The organism is Nocardia sp. NPDC051833 (assembly GCF_040681225.1).
GTDB lineage: Bacteria > Actinomycetota > Actinomycetes > Mycobacteriales > Mycobacteriaceae > Nocardia.
Genome location: NZ_JBFAYK010000003.1, coordinates 82,271 through 100,511, shown reverse-complemented (window position 1 = coordinate 100,511; position 18,241 = coordinate 82,271). Strand labels below are relative to the sequence as shown.

The following is an 18,241-nucleotide window of genomic DNA, read 5'->3' as shown; positions in this document are numbered from 1 at the left end:
GCGCCGGGACTCCCCCGGCACACCTGATCGGACATCCCAGACGGAGGGAACGACAGTGAGCGGATATTCCTTGCACATCGGATTGAACCGGGTCGATCCCACCGCCTACGGCGGCTGGGACGGCGCACTCGCGGGCTGTGTCAACGACGCGAACGCGATGGCCGCGCTGGCGGCCGCGCAGGGCTTCGCCACCCCGCGCGTCCTGCTCGACGGCGCGGCGACCTCGTTCGCGATCATCGGCGAGATCGCCCGGCTCGCCGGCACGGCGCGCACGGGTGATCTGGTGCTGATCACCTACTCCGGCCACGGCGGCCAGACCAGGGACGTCGACGGCGAGGAGGACGACCGCCAGGACGAGACCTGGGTGGCGTTCGACCGCCAGATCGTCGACGACGAGCTGTACCGGATGTGGTCGCGGTTCGCCCCCGGCGTGCGGGTGGTGGTCTGTTCGGACAGCTGCCACAGCGGCACGGTGGTCCGCGACGCGTTCACCCGCGAGACCCGAACGGCGATCGTCGATCTGGCGGCGCGCGACTATCCCGGCGACGATCTGGGCGCCGTGGTCCACGGCAGCGCCAAGGCGATGCCGCTGGACGTGCAGGCCGAGGACAACAAGCAGCGCGCGGCGATGTACGCCTTCGTCCAGCAGCTGGCCGGGCCGAGCGCGCGGGCCGTCGTCGAGGCGGGCGTGGTGCTGCTGGCCGGGTGCCAGGACTCGCAGCTGTCCTATGACGGACCGGTCAACGGGCAGTTCACCGGTGCGCTGCTGCGGGTGTGGGGCGACGGGGCGTTCACGGCCGGTTACCGGCAGTTCCATCAGCGGATCATGAATCTGATGCCGCCGGACCAGGTTCCGAACCTGTTCACGATCAACGCCGACACCGCGTTCCTGGAGCAGCGCCCGTTCACGCCGTGAACGGCTCGGGGCGGGTGCGGCGATCGCCGCACCCGCCCCGGGGTGTTCTCAGTCGGTCAGCGTGTGGCCGATCGTCGCCGCCACCGCCGGGTGGGCGAGGTACTCGGCGATGTCGTGCGCCCGCTCCTTCGGGTTCTCCACCGGGAGATCGCGCAGCCGCTGGCCCCACGCCTGTCGCAGCGGGCAGCCGATGGCGATCGGGTCGCCCGCGTACCAGGTGTTGAGCCAGTCACCGACCCTGTCCGGCCGGTGCGGCCCACCGCTGAGCAGCTTGCCGTAGACCCCGTCCAGCCCGAGCGGGCTGCCCGCGGTGACGAGCAGGCGCACGGTCACCTCCCTGGGCAGCTGGGTGAGCAGATCCATCGCCACCACCGTGCCGAGACTGTGGCTGACCAGCACGAGCTCACCGCTGGTCGGCATGTCGGCGAGCACGGTGTCGAGCACTCCTTTGCGCACCTTCTCGTCGTCGAGATAGGCCGCGACGTCCTTGAAGATCGCCCCGATGAGCAGCGAGTCCAGGCCGCTGCGCGCGGCGATCCAGCCGAGCTGGTCGCGCACCCGGCCCAGCACGACCGAACCGAAGCCGAAGCGCTCCTGCGCGATCGGGTCGGCGGGCGCCTCCTCGGCACTCGGCATCCCGAAGCGCTGGGCCGCTTCGGCGACCAGGCTCTCGTACAGCTCCGAGCCGGTCTCGACGGCGGCTTCGCGGGCGCTCAGGCTCGCGACGAGCTGATCGCCGTAGAACGGGAAATAGACATCGGCGGGATCGATCGGGCTCAGGTCCGCGAGGGTGAGGCCCTTGTTCAGGCCCGCGGTCCAGACGCGGCGCAGGTCGGCCGGATCGCGGCCCTCCTGCCTGCGGCCGTGCAGGAACACCACGCTGCGCTTGCCGCCGAACGCGGTCGGCCTGCCGTTGGCACCGCGCACGATCGTCTCCGCGGCCGACTCCGGTTGCGGCGCAACGGCGGTCGTGTCGACGACGACCGTCTCGGCGGACAGTCCCGCGGCGGGGCCGAGCTGGTCGAGCAGCGCGCGCTGCGCCGGATCGAACACGCGGGAGCCGAGATCGGCCAGCAGCACGCTCACCCGGACACCCTCGTTGGCGACCCAGTCGATCGCGTCGTCGCCGTCGCCGCCCTGCCACGCCTTGCCGTCCTTGCGCAGTACCCGGCCCTTGTCGTCCTTCTTGGGCACGCCGGCGTGGTGCAGGGCGACGATCTCCCACTGGTCGTTGAAGACCGGCGAGCCGGAGTTCCCCGGCTCGGTGTCGGAGGTGTAGTGCAGGAAGTCGTCGAGCTGCAGGTCGAGCCGGTTGTCGCGGATGGAGATCTCCTTGAGCCTGCCCAGCGGATGGCCGACGACGTTCATCGCCTCGCCGATCACGATCTTGCCCGGCTTGGCGATCAGCGGATTCCAGCCGAACGTGTCGCCCGCGGCCGTGCCGTCGACGCCCGGCTTCACCCGCACCAGGGTGTAGTCGAGATGCTTGCTCGTGACGAAGAAGTCGCCCGGCGCGAGATCGAAACGCACCGTCTGGGTCGGCACGTTGTCGATGCCCGCCTCCGCCGCGAATTCGATCAGCACCGAGGCGGCGACGTCGACGTTGGGCAGCACGTGATTGTTCGTGAGCAGCAGTTGCGGCGAGACCAGCGACCCGGTGCCGATCGGCACCCGGCGACCGTGGTCGGTCAGCGAGATCCGGGCGACGGCGGCGGCCGCGCGGGTGCCGCGGGTCAGGAAGTTGACGGCCTGCAGGTCGTTGGCGAAGCCGATGACCCGCTCCAGCGAGCCGATGCTGTCGAGCGGGTCCTGCCTGCCCAGTTCGATGACGGCCTGGGCGGGCACCTCGCCGGTGACCAGCAGCCGGTCGGCCCTGGCGAGGATCTGTTCCTCGGTGTCGACGACATCGGATTCCGCCACCCGGCGTTTACGGGTCACCTCGTCGCGCTCAGCCGCGCTGTCGGCGAACCGGCGCGACGCCGCGTCCATCTGTTCGCGCCATGCGGCGGTGCGGGTTTCGCTCTCGGTATCCATGGGTCACCTCGCCCGGAGAAGGATGCTGCTGGTCTCCTCAGCCTGGGTGGGTGACCGGGTGCCGGACACGAGTAGCGGACCACTCGAATTTCCGGGCTACTGCTCCCACCAGGAGGTGTAGACCCGGCCGTCGTTGCCGGTGGTGAACGCGTCGAGTTCACCGGGGGTCCGGGCCACAGCGGCGACGGGCCCACCAGCCGGGAAGACGCCACCGATATTGCGCCACCGATTGCCGATACCCGACCAGTCCGACCCGGCCTGCCACCACGAGGTGTACACGCGCCCGTCGTTACCGGTGATGAACAGATCCAGGTTGTTCGAGGTGCGAGCCACGGCGGCGACGGGCGCTCCGGGCGGGAAGACGCCACCGATATTGCGCCACCGGTTGCCGATGCCCGACCAGTCACCACCCTGATGCCACCAGGAGGTGTAGACGCAGCCGTCGTTGCCCGTGATGAACAGATCGAGATGATCGGCGGTGCGCGCCACCACCGTCACCGGCGCGCCCGCGGGGAAGATCCCGCCGATATTGCGCCACCGGTCCCCGATGCCCGACCAGTCCGACCCGGCCTGCCACCACGAGGTGTACACGCGCCCGTCGTTACCGGTGATGAACAGATCCAGGTTGTTCGCGGTCCGGGCGACCGAGGCCACCCGCGCGCTCGCCGGGAACACCCCGCCGATATTGCGCCACCGATCCCCGACGCCCGACCAGTCACCGCCCTGATGCCACCAGGAGGTGTAGACCCGGCCGTCGTTGCCCGTGATGAACAGATCGAGATGGTCCGACCGCCGCGCGGTCGCGGACACCCGCGCGGTGCGCGGGAAGACGCCGCCGATATTCCGCCACCGGTCGCCGATCCCCGACCAGTCCGACCCGGCCTGCCACCACGAGGTGTAGACCCGGCCGTCGTTGCCGACGGTGAACGCATCGAGAGTGGTCGACGTGCGCGCCACCGCGGCCACCGCCGCCCCCGCCGGGAAGACGCCACCGATATTCCGCCACCGGTCGCCGAAGCCCGACCATTCCGAGCCCGCGTGCCACCACGAGGTGTACACCCGCCCGTCGTTGCCGGTGATGAACAGATCCTGGTGGTCGGTGCGCCGGGCGGTCGCGGTGACCGGCGCGGTCCGCGGGAAGAACCCGCCGATCCCGCGCCAGCGGTCGCCCGCCCCGGACCAGTTCGGGTAGATCGCGTGCGCGGCGCCGACGTCCCCGGCCGACAGCGCCGTGCGCTGACCCATCGTCACCCCGGGCGGCAGCGCGACACGCGGGACGATCGTGTCCTGCCCGTTGGTGCTGAAAGCCGTTGCGGGGTAATGCATGATCGAGCCGAAGTCGTAGCCGCCGACGTCGTCGCCGTCGGTGATGTGCTGGGCGAAATTGTGCCGGTTGTCCGCGCTCACATTGGCCAGGCGGATCTCGACGAACGTCTCGCGGTCCTCCCGGCTCTGTTCGTGCCAGAGGCCGATCGCGTGGCCCATCTCGTGCACGACGGTGCCGGTCGGTGCGCCACTGGTCAATTCGATCGTCTGCATCCCGCCCTGCCTGCCGACCGGGGAACGGCTGGCCGTGCTCGGCACGAACCGCACGAAGTCGGCGTGCTGGGCGGTGCGCGGGATGAACCGCAGCCGGGTGCGCGAATTCCAGTGCGCCACCGCGTCGGTGATCCGCTGCTGCCCGGGGAGCGCCGGGTCGATCTCGAAGGGGACCACCGCATTGGGCCAGCGGAAACCCGCCCCCGAGATGACGATGCCTTCCTGCTCGCGGCGGGCAGCGATCTCGGCGAGGGTGCCGAGGACGATGTCGCCCTCGAAGACGGCGAGGTCGTCGACCGCCGCGTAGGGCACTTCCCGGAGTCCGCGGGTGGCGCTCGGGATCAGGGTCGTCCCGGCCTCGGGGCCGGAACGGAACTCACCGGTGTCGTCCTGTTCGACGGTAGCCGGGACGGTGTCGTCGATGATCATGGCTGCACTTCCTCGGATGTTCGGTGGCCGTGCAGGAAGTCTCGGCCGCGCGCGCCCGCGCGACACGCGTAGCGCGCTACCCGATGACGGGGCCGGTCAGACGGTGCGAACGGGAATGCTCATGTCCGACACCGCTCCCTGCGCGGGCACCGGGACCGCTTGGACCGACACCAGGTCCCCGGTCACGAGGACACCGTCGCCGGCCAGGTCGACGTGACAGGCCAACCCCAGCCCGGTCCCGGCGGGCGCGTCCACCGTGAACGGCCACCGCACGCCGGGCCCGATCGCGACGCCCGTCGTCACCACCTCCGCGACGAGCGGGGCCGCGGCGTCGAGGTAGGTCACGTCCCGCAGCTCGACGACGATCCGCGCCGTGGTCCGCGGACACTCCGGCGGCAGCACCACGAACCCGCTGATCCGGCGCACCTGGGCGGCCATACTTCGAGGGTAGGCCGCGCCGCGTTTCGCCCGGCCGGATGTGGCACCCTGGATTTATCCGGATCGTCCCGATCAGGAGGTTCTGATGTCCAGCTCATCATCCGGACGACGTTCCCGGCGGCACACCGGCCTCGTTCTCATCGTTCTCACCGCCGCCGCGCTCGCCGCGTGCGGCACCAGTACCGAGCCGGTCGACCCGACTCGCCCCACCCCCACCCAGATACCGGAGATCGGCACCGCGGCCGCCGATCAGCTGTGCGACATGATGGCCGCCGAGATCGGCAACTGGCAGCAGCAGGGGCCCGCTATCGCCCGGGTGTCCTACAACGGCACCGTGCACAACTGGGCGCTGCGCAACGGCGCCATCAATACCGCGATCACGCTCAACCGGGGCGCGATCGACACCGTCACCATCGAGCGCTGCCCGGAGGTCCGCGACCAGGTACTGGCCACCCTCGACATCAGCGATCTCGCCTCGGGTCTGGCCGGGTTCTGACTCAGACCGTGGCGCCGGTGCCGAACCACTGCTCGGCCAGCTCCGCCGAGTCGGTACCGAGCGCGTGCCCGATCGACTCCCAGGACGCGCCCGTCGCCCGGACGAAGCGGACGGCCTCGACCAGCCGCTGCCGCGCGGACTCCGAATCCTGGAAGGCAAGCCGGACCGGCATCAGCGCCCGCGTCTCGAACTGATGGCACTCCCAGTCCTCGAGCACCAGCCGGGTCAGCGTGGGGTCGAGCCGGCCGGACGGGCTGTGCAGGCGGCGCTCGGCGGGATCGTGCCCGAGCGGGTGCGCCGAGCGTCGCCACGGCTGCCCACGCCATCGGCCGCAGGAGCACTGCGCGCGCCAGCCGATCGGCTCGCGCGCGTCGTCGCCGTCGACGATGTCGACGACCCATCCGTGATGACACTCGAACACAGCATTCATACCGACTCCGATGTCGATTCCCGCCGACTCGGCCGTCACAGAACCCGACCGACTGGTGTGTGAGACTGCTCTTCCCAGGTATTCACCCTCGACGTCTTCCCGGCACGGCGCAACCACCTCACCCCGATATTGGGACCGATCACACAACCGCGGGACCGAGCATGGGACAACCGGTACGATCCGGCCGCCGCGACGGCCGGACGCCGGATCAGCGCAGCGTGACGGTGGTCGGCAGCGCGGCGAAGCCGCGGTTGTTGGACGAGTGGACGCGCACGAGGTTGTCGGTATCGATCTCGTAGTCGGCCACCGCGGCGACGATCTCCTGCAACGCCACCCGCAGCTCCAGCTGGGCCAGGTTCATGCCGAGGCAGTGGTGACGGCCCGCGCCGAAGGCGAGCGAGGCGCTGGTGTCGCGGTCCAGATCGAAGGTGTCGGGGTTCACGAAGACCGCCTCGTCACGGTGCGCCGAGCCGCTCAGCAGCAGGATCCGGGCCTGCGCCGGGATCTCGACGCCGTGCAGCTCGATCGGGGTCGTCGTGGTGCGCAGCTGGGACTGGGTGGCGGGGTCGTAGCGCATGGACTCCGCGATCCAGTCGTCGATCCGGCCGTCGAAGGCGGCGCGGCGCTGATCGGGGTGCAGCGCGGCGCTGTGCCAGGCGTTGCCGAGGGTCAGCATGACCGTCTCGATGCCCGCTCCGACGAGCAGGATCAGCACCCCGACGATCTCCTCGGGGGTGAGCCGGTCGTCGCCGTCGGCGGCGTCGAGCAGACCCGAGAGCAGATCATCGGTCCGGTGCTGACTGCGGGCGATGGTCAGCTCCGTGTAGTAGCCGACCAGCGCCCCGATCGCGGCCATCGCCTCCGGGCGCAGATCGGTCGACTCGGCGTCGGTGTACATGATCTCCATGCCGAGCTTGCGCAGCAGCTCGCGGTCCTCCTCCGGCACGCCGACCAGCTCGGAGATCACATCGGTCGGGAAGGGCCCGGCGAAGTCGGCGATCAGGTCGAAGCTGCCCTGCTCGAGCAGCGGTCGCAGTGTGTTGCGGGCGATCTCGCGCAGGCGCGGCTCGAGGCCCTGTACCCGGCGCTGGGTGAACGCCCGGACGACGAGCTCGCGCATCCGGGTGTGCTTGGGCGGGTCCATCGCCACGAACGAGAAGAACTTCTCCGCCTGCGGACCCCAGAACGCCGGCTCCATGCGCAGGCCGTTGGCGCTGGAGAAGCGCTCCGAATCGCGCAACGCCGCCCGCACGTCGGCATGCCGCGACAGCGCCCAGAAGTCGTCGGTCTCGTTGCGGTAGACGGGGGCCTCGCTGCGCAACCTGGCATAGTACGGATACGGATCGGCATGGACAGCGAAGTCGTAGGGGCTGAACTGCAGGGGCATGGCCGTGCCTTTCGCGGCGGCGGGACCAGCCACGCCACCACCGGTCTCGAGTCGGGCTGACAGGGACGACCGTAGTCGAGAGAGAGGAAGTGCGCCGTGGACTTCGACGCCGCTGCCGACCGGGTGGACGTCACCAAACCACACCCCGCCCGCCGGTACGACTACTGGCTGGGCGGCAGCGCCAACTTCGAAGCGGACCGCAAGTCCGCTGACGCGGTCGCCGAGGCATTCCCGTCCATCCATTTCGCCGTTCTGGAGAACCGCAGTTTCCTTCGCCGGGCGATTCCCTACCTGGTGGATACCGTGGGCATCCGCCAGTTCCTCGACATCGGCACCGGTTTGCCGACCGCGGGCAATGTCCACGAACTCGCCCAGGCGATCGCCCCCGAAGCCCGGGTGGTCTACGTCGACAACGACCCGATCGTCCTCTACCACGCGCGTGACCTGCTGGTCAGCTCCCCGACCGGCGCGACCGCCTATATCGACGCCGACCTGCGCGAGCCCACCTCGATTCTCGAGCATCCGGCCCTGCGCGGCACCCTCGACCTCGAGCAGCCGGTGGCCCTGATGCTCTGCGCGGTACTGCACTTCCTCACCGACGAGATGCACCCCTACGACGTGGTGCGGGAGCTGTGCGCCGCGCTGCCCTCGGGCAGCTACCTGACCATGACCCACGCCACCGACGACCACCTCTCGGCCGAGGACCTCGAGGCGACCATCGCCGCCAACGAGCGCAGCGGCGTCCCGTTCCGCCTCCGCTCGACCGCCGAATTCACCCGTTTCTTCGACGGCCTGGAACTCGTCTCGCCGGGCATCACCTCGGTGATCGACTGGCGCCCCACCGAATGGCGTCCGCATCCGCGCAAGGAAGCGGTCTCGATGCTGTGCGGCATGGCCCGGATCCCCTAGCCACACAAGAGATTCCGCTACAGCGCCTCCAGCCGGGCCGGGACGTGTTTGTGCCACGGGGTGCCCGCGAAGGCGTCCTTGTGCGTGGTGCTGGTCAGTTCGTTCGGTGACACGCCCGCGCTGGTCGTGGTGCCGTCGCCGGCCGGGAAGTCGAGACCGTGCCCGTTGGGCAGGGCGATATTGCCCGCCCGCATCATGTCACTGATCTCGACCGTCACGGTGGCCGTTCCGGTCTCGGTGACCAGGCGGGCCAGGTCGCCGTCGGACACGCCCGCCGCGGCGGCGTCGTCGGCGCTGATCCGCAGGTGCCCGTCGCGATCGCGGCGGCGCCAATCCGGGTTACGAAAGATGGTGTTGGCGGTGAAGGACCGGCGTTCGCCCGCGGCGAGGACCAGCGGGAACTCGGGCGTGGTCCAGGCCGCGCGCGCGGTGGGCAGCGCGCGCACCTCGTCGAGCAGGGTGTCGACGTCGAGGGTGAACCGGCGATCCTTGCGTTTGACGTAGTGCCAGACGTCGTCCCAGGTGTCCTCGGTGAACACCACGCCCGACGGCGACGCGAGGATCGTGTCGAACAGCCGGTTCCCCGGGGTCAGGCCGCCGCCGGTGAATCCGGCACGACCGACCGCCTTCGGGTTCGACAGCGCGCACAGCTGGCTCACGCCCCACAGCACCGCGGCCCCGCGGACCGCGGGATCGAGGGTGGCCCCGAGTGTTTCGTAGAGCAGGAACGGCACGACCTTGCCCAGTGCGGGGTCGGCGGCCACGGTCGCCAGGAAGCTCGCGCCGAAGGTGTCGCGGCCGGTCTCGGCCGCGCGCCGCAGCCGGATGACGGTCGCGTCGTCGACCACCCGCATCCGGCGCAGCAGCCGCGCGTAGATCTCCGGTTCGGGCAGGGTGCCCGCGAGCGGTTCCAGCAGCGGCTTGCGCAGATGGAAGACGTTGCGCGGGAACTCGAAATTGAAGAACGTGGCCTCGGGCTTCTCGAACTGACTCGCGGCGGGCAGCACGTAGTCGGCCTGCCTGGCCGTCTCGGTGAACGCCACATCGATGACGACGGAGAGCTCGGTGGCCCGCATCGCCGCGCGGAAGCGCCGGGAGTCCGGCAGCGAGTGCGCCGGGTTCGACGAGTCGATCCACAAGGCGCGGAACCGTTTCGGATGATCGGTGAGGATCTCGTCGGCGATCGAATTGCACGGCACCAGCCCGCCGATGATCTTGGCTCCGGTCACCGGCGTGACCCGGCCACCGCCACCGCCACCACCTCCGGCGAGCAGTCCACCCGCCAGCGGCACCACCGCGTCGAGCAGTGCGGCGGCGCCCGCCTCGAGGCCGGGCCGCAGCGCGCCGACGCGGGCCAGCGTGGGCAGGGTCGTCCCGACGGCCGCCGCCACCGTGGTGGCGGTGCGGGCCATCGCCTTCTTGCGCACCTTGTCCAGCGCGCTGGGCGGCTTGCGCCGGCCCGACGGCGTCCCCGAGCCCCCGGCCAGCAGCGCGAACGACGAGTGCAGGAACATCGTCCCCGGCCGCCCGAAATTGCCGGTGACGATCCACAACAGCTTGTTCAGATATGACACCAGCGTGGAATTGGGCGCCTGCTGGATGCCGAGATCCTCGTAGACGCACACGCTCGACGCCGTCGCGATCCGGCGGGCGGCGGCCCTGATCCGGTCGACCTCGACGCCGCTGATGGTGGCGAACGCGGGAATGTCGATGTCCAGGAACGCCGCTCGCACCTCGTCGTAGCCCGCGGTGTGCGCGGCGACGAACTCGGCGTCTACGAGGTCCTCCTGGATGATCACCGCGACCAGCGCCGCCATCAGCCAGGCGTCGCGCCCCGGCGCCACCCGCAGGTGGAAGTCGGCCATGGCCGCGGTCTCGCTCACGCGCGGATCGATCACCACCATCGATCGCGCCGGATCGCCCGCGACCTGCTTGAGGATCGGCCGCGCCCGCGGGAAACTGTGCGACTGCCACGGATTCTTGCCGACGAAGACCAGCACCTCGGCATGCTCGAAGTCGCCCTTGGTGTGGCCGCCGTAGAGGCGCCCGTCGACCCAGATCTCGCCGGTCTTCTCCTGCGCCAGCGCATTCGAGTGATACCCCGAGCCGAGCGCGCCCCGCAGCGCGAGGGCGTTGGCCGAGCCGAGGTGATTGCCCTGTCCCCCACCGCCGTAGAAGAAGATCGTGTCGCCGCCGTGCGCGTCGCGCAGCGCGGTCAGGTGCGCGGCGATCTCGTCGAGGGCGGTCTCCCAGTCGATCTCGCGATAGCTGCCGTCGGCCTGCCGCTTCAGCGGGGTGGTCAGGCGATGCGGGCCGTTCTGGTACAGATCGAGGCGCATCGCCTTCTCGCAGGTGTAGCCCTCCGACGCCGGGTGGGCCTTGTCGCCGCGGATCTTCGCCAGCCTGCGCCCGTCCAGTTCGACGGTGATGCCGCAGTTGCATTCACACAGGACGCACGCGGTCGCCTTCGGCTGCGTTTCCACCATGGGACATCCTTCGCCGCGGTAACGGAGATCGCCGTCACACCCGAGTAGTATGCTATGCAACATAACATAGGGAGCGGGCGCCTACCATGACAGTTGCCCGACCCGAGATCGCCGAAGGAGACCGTCCCCGTGGGAGCCCGCACCAACACCCGGCAGAAGATGCTCTACAGCGCCGTGGAACTGCTGCGCGAACGCGGTGCGGCCGGGGTGACCGTCGATGCCGTGCTGGCCCGCAGCGGCGCGCCCCGCGGGTCGGTCTACCACCACTTCCCCGGTGGCCGGGCCCAGATCATGACCGAGTCGCTCACCCTCGCCGGTGACACGATCGGCACGATCATCGATCAGGCGGCGGCGCGCGGATCGCGCACGGCGCTGCGCAGCATCGGCGAGTTCTGGACCGCGATCCTGCGCTCCTCCGAATACGAGGCGGGCTGCCCGGTGGTCTCGGTCGCGGTGGGCGGTTCCTCCGAGGACCGGCACCTGCGCCCGGAGATCGCCGAGATCCTGCGCCGCTGGCATCGCGCCCTGGACGCGGCCCTGACCGCCGACGGCGTCGACCCGGCGCGGGCGGGCCGGCTGGCCACGATGGCGATCGCGGCCGTGGAGGGCGCGGTCATCCTGTGCCGGGTCGACGGCTCCACCGAGCCGCTCGACGAGGTGCTCGCCGAGCTCGAGACCATGCTCGGCGCCGCGACCGGCCGCGCGGCCTCACAGATCGAGGACGAGAGTCCCGCTGTCGCACCGTGATACGCAGGCGAGGGCCTTGCCCTCGCTCCGCTCGGCGTCGGTGAGCACGGTGTCGCGATGGTCGGGGTCACCGGCCACCACCCGCACCACGCAGGTCCGGCAGAAGCCCTGACGGCAGGAGTACGGCTGGTCGGGCCGCACGCGCAGGAGCGCGGCGAGCATGGTCTCGTCCGCGCCGACATCCACGGACTCACCGCTGCTCGCCAGTCGCACCGTGAACGGCGCGCCGTCCACGACGGGCGCGGGCGAGAAACGCTCCGCGTGGAATTCGATGCCGTCGCGCTGCCTGACCGCGTCCAGCAGGGCGGCGGTCAGGACGGTCGGTCCGCAGCAGTAGATCGCGGTGTCGGTGTCGACACCGGCGAGCAGTTCCGCGACGGTGGGGATGCCGTGCTCGGCGTCGGTGCGCACCGTGACGCGGTCACCGAACTCGGCGATCTCGTCGAGGAACGGAAGGGTCGCGCGGGTGCGCCCGCAGTAGACCATCGTCCACGGCACCCCGAGCCGGTCGGCGGCCCTGGCCATGGTCAGGATCGGGGTGATGCCGATGCCCGCGGCCACGAAATGCAGTCGGCGCGCGGTGGATCCGCGCCCGGGCGGGGCGAACGGGAAGGCGTTGCGCGGACCGCGCACGGTCAGCTCCGCGCCGACCGGCAGGTCGTCGTGCACCTCGATCGACCCGCCACCACCGGTGGGGATGCGGCGCACCGCGATCCGGTAGACGCCGCGGTCGGCCGGATCGCCGCACAGCGAGTACTGGCGGACGCGCCCCGAGGGCAGTTCCAGGTCGATGTGCGCGCCCGGCTGCCAGCGCGGCAGGGCACGCCCCGACGGGGACTCCAGGCGCAGGCTCACCACGTCGGCGTCAGCCGCGACGATCGACCGCTCGGTCACGACGACCGGGAAACGGCGGTCGTCCACGCCGGATTCGAGCCTGCGCCGGTTGATCAGCGTCGACAGGCTCACCTTCGCGGTGGCGATCCGGTCGATCACCCGGGTGGTCGGGTCGTGGTCGTGCTTGCCGTACAGGTCCGGCGGCAGCGTGGCGGGGACACCGGGCCCGGTCACGGGTGCGCCGCCCTGGCCGCGGGCGACTTCGCCAGATACGCGATCGCCTGCTCGGTCGAGCCGACACTGTTCGGCGAATAGCGCGGATCGAACGTCGACAGCGCGCTGAGCGCGAGCGCCCGCAGGCGCGGCAGCGCACCGCGCCGCATGGCGCCGAGGATCCGCCACAGCAGCATCGGATAGCCGATGTCGGGCATGCCGGGGTCCTGGTTGATCAGGTAGCGGGTGCCGCGCAGGATCAGCACGAGCAGGATCGGGATGACGATCATCATCATCACCGCGCGCCGCAGATAGCCCGCGCCGAAGTAGATCGCGACATCGTGGGCGACATTGCGGTGCTCCACTTCCTCGGCGCCGTGCCAGCGGAACAGGTCGAGCATGCGCGGATCGGCGTGGTGTTTCTCCAAGTCGGCGTTGAGGATCCAGTCACCGAGCCAGGCGAAGAAGTGCTCGAGGCTGGCGATGAAGGTCAACCGCTCCACCATCCGCACCTCGGTGGCCGCGGTCCCCGCGTCCCGGGCGCCGAGGGTGTTGCGGAAGACGAATTCCATCTGCCGCACATACGGCGCGGTATCGATGCCGTGCGCGGCGAGCACCCCGGCCAGCACCTTCTGGTGCGTCTCGGCGTGCATCGACTCCTGGCCGATGAAGCCGAGCATGTCCTCGCGCAGCTTGGCGTCGCGCACGTACGGCAGCGCCTCGCTGTAGGCCGCGCAGAACATCCGCTCCCCTTCGGGCAGTAGCAGATTCAGCGAGTTGACGACGTGCGAGGCGACCGGCTCGTCCGGCATCCACCGCAGGGCGGTGTCGGTCCAGTCGAACCGCACATTGCGCGCGTGCAGCGCGACCGGCGCGGGTGCGCTCCGGCGGCGACGGGGCAGTTTCATCGGACCTCCTCCGTGGCCGGGGTACCGGCGCGCAGGAAACGGCCGGCGCCCCAGGTGGTGCCGAGCCCGTCGGCGAACTCGCCGCGCGCGAACACCCGCTTGCCGCCGACGACGGTGGCCAGGACGGCGTCGTCGCTGCGGTTGACCATCCGGTCCAGCCCGAATTCCGGTAGCGGCGCCTCGTGCAGCTCGTGCACCCGGGCGTCCAGGCCGGCGGGGTCGAGGACGAGCAGGTCGGCGCGATCGCCTTCGCGCAGGTGACCGGCCTCGATCCGGAACCAGTCGGCGAGCTCACCGGTGAGCCGGTGCACGGCCCGCTCCACGCTGAGGAACGGCTTCCCCGCTTCCTGCGCGCGCAGCACGCGTTCCAGCAGGCGCAGCGGATAGTTGTAGAAGGCCATGTTGCGCAGGTGCGCGCCCGCGTCGCCGAAGCCCATCTGCACCCCGCTGCTGGCGGCGAGCTTGTTCAGGTAGCCGGGCCGGTCGTTGGCGATGGTGGTGCGCCAGCGCAGCGCGGAGCCGTGTTCGACGACCAGGTCGAGGTAGGCGTCGACCGGGTGCAGGCCACGGTCCGCGCCGACCCGGCCGATCGTCTTGCCGACCACGGCGGTGTCGGGGCAGGCGATGATCTCGGCGTCGAAGAAGTCGCGGTGCCAGATGCGCGGGGTGAACTTGTTGTCGTACTGCTTGCGGAACCAGCGCCGGTAGGACTCGTCGCGCAGCAGTTCGTTGCGCTCGACCTGGTCCTTCAGGTGCAGCGCGGCCGCACCGGCGCCGAACTCCTCGAAGACCACCAGATCGATGCCGTCGGCGTACACCGTGAACGGCACGGGCAGGTGCTGCCAGCGGAAGTCGGTGCGCGCGAAGCGGTTCAGCAGCGGCGCGACCGTCAGCATGAACCACACCAGCGGCGGATAGGCCTTGGAGTCGGCGGCCGAGAGCAGCGAGGTGCGCAGCGGACGACGTCCGATCCCGGCGCTGGCCAGGAAGAACTTCGCGATGTTCGGGCGCAGGCTCACCGTGGGCGCGCTCTGCAGGATGCGGCGGTGGCGGCGCAGCACGCGGTTGAGCGCGCGGACCTCCTTGCCGCGGGCGTAGGTCGAGGGCAGCGAGCGGGAGCGGTACTCGTCGCCGTCGATCTTGTCGAGCGGGTTCGACATCGACGACAGGCCGAGGAAGCCCGCCGCGATCGCCTCACCGAGCAGCTCCCGCATCCGCTCTAGCTCCGCGGCCGTCGGCTTGGTGTCCCTGGTGACGGCGCGACCGAGGCCGAGCACATGGGTGCGCAGATCCGAATGCCCCAGGAACGCCGCGATATTCGGCCCGAGCGGCAGTTCGTCGATCGCCTTGGCGTATTCGGCCGGACCCGACCAGGTTCGCGTGCGGTCGAGCGTGTCGTAGACGGCGTCGCGGGGCACGGCCTCGACCCGGCTGAAGATGTCGGCGCAGTCGGTGTTGGAGGCCAGCACCGTCGACAGCGAGCAGTTGCCGATGACGACGGTGGTGACACCGTGCCGCAACGACTCCGACAGCTCCGGCTTGATCAGCACCTCGGCGTCGTAGTGGGTGTGCACGTCGACGAAGCCGGGCAGCACCCACTTGCCGTCGGCGTCGATCACCTCGGTGTTCGGTCCGATGGGCAGCGGCTCGGCCGAGACCCGCCGAACCACGCCGTCGGTGATGCCGAGATGGCGGCGCTGCGCGGGGGCGCCGGTGCCGTCGAACCAGGTGCCGCCGGTGATGACGAGATCGAAATCGGTCATGGGAGAACTACTTTCCGGTGTCGGTCGAGTGCGCGGCGATGAACTTCTCCGCGTAGTCCGCGATCGCGCCGGGGTCGGCGAAGGGCAGCCAGTGGCCGCGCGGCAGGTCGTGGCGGACCAGCTCGTCGGCCCGGTCCGCGTAGCCGTCGTAGCCGGCCGGGCGCACGGCGATGTCGCGGGTGTTGACGATCAGCTGGACGGGCACGGCGGTGCGGCGGTCCCGCGGCGCGACCATCCGCGCAATGATGTTGGCCTTGTAGAAACGCAGGCCCGAGACCATATCGCGGCGCAGACTGTCGGCGACGGTGACCTGCTCGGGCCGGATGCCCTCGACCAGGCGCAGGAACAGCCGCCACAGCCGCGCCGAACCGGCCACCCGGAAGAACAGGCCGGGCAGCACCGGCAGCATGAAGAACCCGGTGTAGGCCGAGGACAGGCCCTGGGCCAGCGTGTTCCACACCGCGCGCGGCGTCGGCCTGCGCAGCGGTGCCCGCAGGAACGTGCCGAGATGGTCGAGGTTGGGACCGGAGATCGAGGTGAACGACGCGACGAATTCCTCGGCGCCCGGCTCACACACGGCCTCCCAGACCTGCACCGAGCCCCAGTCGTGCGCGACGACGTGCACCGGCTGCTCCGGGCTGAGCTGATCGATCACGGCGAAGAAGTCGGTCGCGAGCCGGTCCAGGCGATACGCCGACACCGGGCGCGGCGCGCTGGACTCCCCGTACCCGCGGGTGTCGTAGGCCAGCACCCGGTAGTCGTCCGCCAGCAGCGCGATCACGCCGTCCCACAGGTGGTGGGTGTCCGGCCAGCCGTGGACCAGTACCACGGGTACACCGTCGGGCCGTCCGTACTCGAAGACGGCGAGCTCGATCTCACCGTTGCTGACCCGGTGCTGTCGCCGTGGTTCGGGCCGGACACTGGGCTGATGGTCGAGGTGAGCCGCCATGGGAATTCCTTCTGGACGCGTGCGCCACTGCACGTTGTACTCCGAGTTCTCTTACACGGTACCGCTGGTACCGGTGGAGAGTTTCCCGGGCCGGTGGCGACCCTGTCAAGCACGACCGGGCAATCACCACCGGAACTGCCGGTATGCTGCCGATACGGCTTGGGGCGACGCGGAAGAACAGGGACATGTCGATGACATCGGGGCGTTCGGCCGCGCGGATCCTCTCGCGCGACGATGTCGTCCAGGGGGCGATCCGCGCCATCGGCCGCGACGGCGCGCAGGTGACGATGGGGGCGATCGCGGCCGAGGTGGGCGTCGCGAAACCACGGCTGTACCGCATGTTCACCGACAAGTCCGACTTGGACCGGGCCGTCGCGGACTGGCTGGTCGACCAGATCTACCGGGCGGTGGCGCCGGATCTGTCGCTGATGATGCAGACCCGCCGGACGACCGTGCACCAGTTCCTGACCGCGGCCACGGAGGTCGTGCTCACGTACCCGAACGTGTTCCGCTACGTCGCGATCACCCAGAGCGTCCCGACCGGCGACGGCACGGCCCGCCCGCTCGATGTGGGCAGGCGCCTGTCCGGCGATCTCGCCGAACGCACCAGCACGCTGTTCGCCGCGGTCGGTCTCGACACCGATGGGGTCGAGCACCTCGCGCGCGGCATCGTCGGCTTCCTCGTCGCGGTCACCGATCTCTGGCTCGACGTGCCCGGCACGCCGGATCCCGCCGCCACCAGGGAATTCATCGAGCGCAGCACCGATTCGGTCTGCCAGCTCCTGGATGGCTTCCTGCGCGGCAAGGGTGTCACCGTCGACCCGGACCAACCCGTGGTCGAAACCCTCGCCGCAATCTCCCAGGGTCTCCCCCAGACTTGACGCGGCGCTCAGCCGCGCTGGTGACGGCTCTCGTAGGCGGCGCGCTCGGCGTCGGCGCGGCGGCGTTCGGCCTCGTCGGCCAGTTCGGGGTCGAAGCCGTGGCTGACCAGGCGGTGCCGCCGGTAGACGTAGACCAGGGCGACGGTGAAGTAGACCAGCGGCAGGTAGAGCAGCGCCATCATCGACAGGCCCATCCAGAGCGGGCCGGGGACCAGCAGGAACAGGCACAGGATCGGCAGCACCGGGAGCAGGAAGCGCATCAGGTAGCGGCGGGTGGCGCCGGGACCGGTCAGATCGGCGAGGACCCAGTCCGCCATCTCCGGCGGCAGGGTGCCGCCGGTGACGTAGCGCACGCGCTGCCAGAGATTGGGGGTCGAGGCGGTCATTGGTGCTCCCTCACGTCCGATGCGCGCCGCGCGGCCGCGTTGACCCGGCCGAGGACATCGCGCAATTCTTCCAGGTCCGCCAGGCTCACGCCGAGCCGCTCGACGACCGCGGGCGGAATCTCCTCGGCCTGCCTGCGCAGGTCGCGACCCGCCGCGGTGAGATCGATGTGCAGGGTCCGTTCGTCGTGCGGATCGCGACGGCGGGTGATCAAGCCGGCGGATTCGAGCCGCTTGAGCAGTGGCGACAGCGTCGCCGAGTCGAGCTGGATCGCCTCGGCGACCGCCTTGACCGACATCGGCGCCTCACCCCACAGGGCCAGCATCACCAGGTACTGCGGATGGGTCAGGCCGAGCGGTTCGAGCAGCGGTCGGTAGACCGCCAGCACCGATCGGTTGGCCACCGCCAGGGCGAAACACACCTGCCGGTCGAGCCGCAACGGGTCATCGAGCTCCTGCATGATCCACCGCCTTCCTTCGTCCACACACTATTATGCCA

The 18,241-nt window shown here is 70.3% G+C and carries 17 protein-coding genes; 5 read left to right on the top strand and 12 right to left on the bottom strand.

The features are described from left to right. The first annotated feature begins 70 nt into the window (after positions 1-70). On the top strand, positions 71-916 hold the full coding sequence (locus AB0L91_RS25085; RefSeq protein WP_365013937.1) for a caspase family protein: 846 nt from the start codon (positions 71-73) through the stop codon (positions 914-916). 48 nt (positions 917-964) lie between these two features. Here the strand turns inward: AB0L91_RS25085 and AB0L91_RS25080 are convergent, their stop codons facing one another. From AB0L91_RS25080 to AB0L91_RS25070, 3 genes are all read right to left on the bottom strand, one after another. After that, positions 965-2,950 (bottom strand): serine protease, encoded by a 1,986-nt coding sequence (locus tag AB0L91_RS25080; protein WP_365013936.1) that lies wholly within the window; start codon positions 2,948-2,950, stop codon positions 965-967. Between the two features lie 96 nt (positions 2,951-3,046). After that, the gene (gene legP / locus AB0L91_RS25075; RefSeq protein ID WP_365013934.1) at positions 3,047-4,918 is read right to left on the bottom strand and encodes a Dot/Icm T4SS effector Zinc-dependent metalloprotease LegP; all 1,872 of its coding nucleotides are present in this window, start codon (positions 4,916-4,918) and stop codon (positions 3,047-3,049) included. Positions 4,919-5,014: 96 nt separating this feature from the next. After that, complete coding sequence (locus tag AB0L91_RS25070) at positions 5,015-5,356, bottom strand: hypothetical protein (protein ID WP_365013931.1); 342 nt, start codon at positions 5,354-5,356, stop codon at positions 5,015-5,017. Between the two features lie 85 nt (positions 5,357-5,441). On the opposite strand from AB0L91_RS25070, the gene AB0L91_RS25065 reads away from it, so the two are divergent. Beyond that, positions 5,442-5,852, top strand: coding sequence for a hypothetical protein (locus AB0L91_RS25065; protein WP_357348639.1), 411 nt, complete (start codon positions 5,442-5,444; stop codon positions 5,850-5,852). 1 nt (position 5,853) lies between these two features. Here AB0L91_RS25065 and AB0L91_RS25060 read toward each other — a convergent pair whose 3' ends face one another. Both AB0L91_RS25060 and AB0L91_RS25055 read right to left on the bottom strand, forming a co-directional pair. Continuing rightward, positions 5,854-6,282 carry a hypothetical protein gene (locus AB0L91_RS25060; protein ID WP_365013930.1) on the bottom strand — a complete coding sequence of 143 codons (429 nt, stop codon included), beginning with the start codon at positions 6,280-6,282 and terminating at the stop codon, positions 5,854-5,856. A gap of 208 nt (positions 6,283-6,490) precedes the next feature. Further along, the gene (locus tag AB0L91_RS25055) at positions 6,491-7,669 is read right to left on the bottom strand and encodes a cytochrome P450 (RefSeq protein WP_365013928.1); all 1,179 of its coding nucleotides are present in this window, start codon (positions 7,667-7,669) and stop codon (positions 6,491-6,493) included. A gap of 96 nt (positions 7,670-7,765) precedes the next feature. Here AB0L91_RS25055 and AB0L91_RS25050 point away from each other — a divergent pair, with 96 nt between their 5' ends. Next, positions 7,766-8,578, top strand: a complete 813-nt coding sequence (locus AB0L91_RS25050) for an SAM-dependent methyltransferase (RefSeq protein ID WP_365013925.1) — start codon at positions 7,766-7,768, stop codon at positions 8,576-8,578. 17 nt (positions 8,579-8,595) lie between these two features. Here the strand turns inward: AB0L91_RS25050 and AB0L91_RS25045 are convergent, their stop codons facing one another. Beyond that, complete coding sequence (locus tag AB0L91_RS25045; RefSeq protein ID WP_365013922.1) at positions 8,596-11,064, bottom strand: molybdopterin-dependent oxidoreductase; 2,469 nt, start codon at positions 11,062-11,064, stop codon at positions 8,596-8,598. 129 nt (positions 11,065-11,193) lie between these two features. Between AB0L91_RS25045 and AB0L91_RS25040 the strand changes: the two genes are divergently transcribed. Next, positions 11,194-11,811 (top strand): TetR/AcrR family transcriptional regulator, encoded by a 618-nt coding sequence (locus tag AB0L91_RS25040; protein WP_357348629.1) that lies wholly within the window; start codon positions 11,194-11,196, stop codon positions 11,809-11,811. Here the strand turns inward: AB0L91_RS25040 and AB0L91_RS25035 are convergent. From AB0L91_RS25035 to AB0L91_RS25020, 4 genes are read right to left on the bottom strand one after another with little or no spacing between them, the layout of a single operon-like run. Next, a complete protein-coding gene (locus tag AB0L91_RS25035; protein WP_365013919.1) occupies positions 11,773-12,879 on the bottom strand; it encodes a PDR/VanB family oxidoreductase in 1,107 nt (368 codons plus the stop codon). The two genes, AB0L91_RS25040 and AB0L91_RS25035, sit on opposite strands and share 39 nt — an antisense overlap. Beyond that, a complete protein-coding gene (locus tag AB0L91_RS25030) occupies positions 12,876-13,766 on the bottom strand; it encodes a metal-dependent hydrolase (protein WP_357348625.1) in 891 nt (296 codons plus the stop codon). Before AB0L91_RS25030 ends, AB0L91_RS25035 begins: the two co-directional genes overlap by 4 nt. After that, positions 13,763-15,529 (bottom strand): amidohydrolase family protein, encoded by a 1,767-nt coding sequence (locus AB0L91_RS25025; protein WP_365013916.1) that lies wholly within the window; start codon positions 15,527-15,529, stop codon positions 13,763-13,765. Before AB0L91_RS25025 ends, AB0L91_RS25030 begins: the two co-directional genes overlap by 4 nt. A gap of 7 nt (positions 15,530-15,536) precedes the next feature. Further along, on the bottom strand, positions 15,537-16,478 hold the full coding sequence (locus AB0L91_RS25020; RefSeq protein ID WP_365013913.1) for an alpha/beta fold hydrolase: 942 nt from the start codon (positions 16,476-16,478) through the stop codon (positions 15,537-15,539). A gap of 191 nt (positions 16,479-16,669) precedes the next feature. Here AB0L91_RS25020 and AB0L91_RS25015 point away from each other — a divergent pair, with 191 nt between their 5' ends. Then, positions 16,670-17,359, top strand: a complete 690-nt coding sequence (locus AB0L91_RS25015; protein WP_365013911.1) for a TetR/AcrR family transcriptional regulator — start codon at positions 16,670-16,672, stop codon at positions 17,357-17,359. A gap of 8 nt (positions 17,360-17,367) precedes the next feature. On the opposite strand, the gene AB0L91_RS25010 is transcribed toward AB0L91_RS25015, so the two are convergent. Continuing rightward, entirely contained in the window at positions 17,368-17,745 is a 378-nt protein-coding gene (locus AB0L91_RS25010; RefSeq protein ID WP_355281148.1) for a DUF5313 family protein, read from the bottom strand. Beyond that, a complete protein-coding gene (locus AB0L91_RS25005; protein WP_365013908.1) occupies positions 17,742-18,203 on the bottom strand; it encodes a MarR family transcriptional regulator in 462 nt (153 codons plus the stop codon). Before AB0L91_RS25005 ends, AB0L91_RS25010 begins: the two co-directional genes overlap by 4 nt. Positions 18,204-18,241: the final 38 nt, after the last annotated feature.